Origin of the sequence: Nonomuraea basaltis, assembly GCF_005893125.1 — a bacterium.
GTDB lineage: Bacteria > Actinomycetota > Actinomycetes > Streptosporangiales > Streptosporangiaceae > Nonomuraea > Nonomuraea basaltis.
The window spans coordinates 1-2,618 of the sequence record NZ_VCJS01000488.1; the positions used below are offsets into that span (position 1 = coordinate 1).

2 protein-coding genes are annotated in these 2,618 nt (G+C 69.8%); one reads left to right on the forward strand and one right to left on the reverse strand.

The window, feature by feature from the left end; genetic code table 11:
- Positions 1-590, reverse strand: a 590-nt coding sequence (locus tag EJK15_RS68740) for a M23 family metallopeptidase (RefSeq protein WP_420847200.1), incomplete at its 3' end; no start/stop codon positions are given.
- 129 nt (positions 591-719) lie between these two features.
- Between EJK15_RS68740 and dnaG the strand changes: the two genes are divergently transcribed.
- Positions 720-2,561, forward strand: coding sequence for a DNA primase (gene dnaG, locus EJK15_RS68745; protein WP_138720844.1), 1,842 nt, complete (start codon positions 720-722; stop codon positions 2,559-2,561).
- Positions 2,562-2,618 lie beyond the last annotated feature (57 nt).

Below are 2,618 nucleotides of genomic sequence, written 5' to 3' on the forward strand. Positions count from 1 at the left end.
GACTTGCCCACCCGCCCGAGCAGTTGCCCCGCCTTCACCCGCACGCCCGGCTTGATCCCGTCGGCCACCGACTCGAGATGACCGCCGAGATAACGGACGCCGTCGTCACCGATGATCGTGACGAACCTGCCCTCGCGGTCGGCCCCCGCGTCCGTCGACGGCGCCCACTTGTTCTGCACGTTCACCTCGTCAACGACGCCGCCGATGGGCGCCACGAACGCGCACCCCTGCCCGGCCCAGATCGTCGTCTTCGGCAGCACCAGCAGCTTGCGCTGGTACGTCGTCTTACAGCCCTTGACCGGGAAGGTGTAGGTGTACTTCGACAGCTTCGGCGGCGGCACCTTGACCGGGTCCTCGCCCTCCGGCGGCTGCTCGGCGGCCTGGTGCTCCGCGCTCGGGCTCGGCTCCGGGATCGTGGCGGTCACCGACGGCGTGCCCGCCTCCGGGGCGGTGGAGGGCGGCGTGGCGCTCACACCCGCCAGGCCGGTCGCCTGGGTGCAGGCACCGGTCAGCAGCAAAGCGCCCGCGACGGCCGCCCATCGTCCGAGATGCCCCGATCGCATGATCTCCACCCGTGTCACCGTTTCCACCGACAACCTTTACCTTTGTAGCCGACCAGCGGACCCGGCAGAGCCGGTTTCCCTCTTTGGCCACCCTGGGGTGACGCCATTATGTCGGCAGGTGCCGGAACCGTCGGTGGGGCGGAATAGACTCACCGCGTGGCTGGCCGGATCCGTGATGTCGACATCGCGCTCGTACGTGAGCGCTCACCCATCGCCGACGTGATCGGCGAGCACATCCAGTTGCGCAACGCCGGAGGCGGCAACCTCAAGGGGCTGTGCCCCTTCCACGACGAGAAGAGCCCATCCTTCAACGTCACGCCCGAGCGCGGAATGTTCTTCTGTTTCGGCTGCTCAGAAGGCGGCGACGTGATCACGTTCGTCGAGAAGATCGAGCATCTGCCGTTCGGCGAGGCGGTCGAGCGGCTGGCGCAGCGGGCCGGGATCCAGCTGCAGTACGAGCAGGGTGGCTACGTTCCCAGGCGGGACCACGGTGAGCGGGCCAGGCTGATCGAGGCGCACAAGGCGGCGGCCGAGTTCTACGCCGACAAGCTGTTCGGGCCCGACGCGGCGGCCGGGCGGCGGTTCCTGTCGGAGCGGGGGTTCGAGCGGGCAGACGCGGAGACGTTCGGGGTCGGCTACGCGCCCAACGAATGGGAGGCGCTGGCGCGGCACCTGCTGGGGCGCGGGTTCACCTCCGAGGAGCTGGTCAAGGGCGGGCTGGCCAAGGAGGGGCGGCGGGGGCCCATCGACCGGTTCCGGGGGCGGCTGATCTGGCCGATCAGGGACGCGACGGGCGATGTGATCGGTTTCGGCGCACGGAAGTTGCTTGATTCCGATGATGGTCCGAAATATCTGAATACGCCTGACTCGCCGCTTTACAAGAAGAGCCAGGTACTTTATGGGATCGATCTCTCGAAACGGGAGATCTCCAAGCGGGCCCAGGCGGTGATCGTCGAGGGTTACACCGACGTGATGGCGTGCCATCTCGCCGGGGTGCCGACGGCGGTGGCCACGTGCGGCACCTCGTTCGGCGAGGAGCACATCAAGATCCTGCGCCGGTTCCTGCTCGACCAGGCCGAGTTCCGCGGCGAGGTGATCTTCACCTTCGACGGCGACGCGGCGGGGCAGAAGGCGGCGCTGCGTGCGTTCGCCGACGAGCAGAAGTTCGTCACGCAGACCTACGTCGCGGTGCAGGCCGACGGGCTCGACCCGTGCGACCTGCGCATCAAGCAGGGCGACGCGGCCGTGCGGGATCTGATCGCGAGCCGGGAGCCGCTGTTCCAGTTCGCGATCAGGAACACGATCTCCCGCTACGACCTGCGCAGCAACGAAGGCAAGATCGCCGCGCTGGACGCCGCCGCGCCGATCGTGGCGGGGATCAAGGACGTCGGCCTCCGCAAGCGCTACGCGATCGACCTGGACCGGTGGCTGGGGTTCATGGACGAGCGGTTCGTCATGCAGCGCATCTCCGCCGTCGCGGGGGCGCAGCAGGGCCGTCCGCAGCGCGCGCCCAGGGCGGCGCCCGTCGATCCGAGCGTCCGGGTGGAGGGCGAGCTGCTCAAGCTGGCCGTGCAGCGGCCTGCGCTGCTGGGGCCGCGTTTCGACGCCCTGGAGCCGCAGGCCTTCACGGCGCCGGACCATGTCGCCCTGCACAAGGTCATCGTGGCCGCCGGGGGTGTCGCCGCGGCCGGGCACGGCGGCCGGGAGTGGGTGGACCTGCTGCTGGAGCACGCGCACGAGGAGGGCTCCCGGGCGCTGGTGACCCGGTTCGCGGTGGAGCCGCTCCAGGCGGACTCGCACGCCGAGGAGCGGTACGCGAGCGCGATGCTGGCGGCCATCGAGGCCATCGCGGTCGACCGGGCCATCGCGCAGGTCAAGTCGCGGATGCAGCGGCTCAATCCGGTGGAGGAGCAGCAGGAGTACAACAAGCTGTTCGGGGAGCTGGTCGCGCTGGAACAGCAACGCCGCGTCCTCCGCGACCGCGCCGCCGGCAGCTGACACCCGCCCACCTGCCCTGCCGACCCGCCCTCAGGCCCGTCGACCCGGACCACCGGT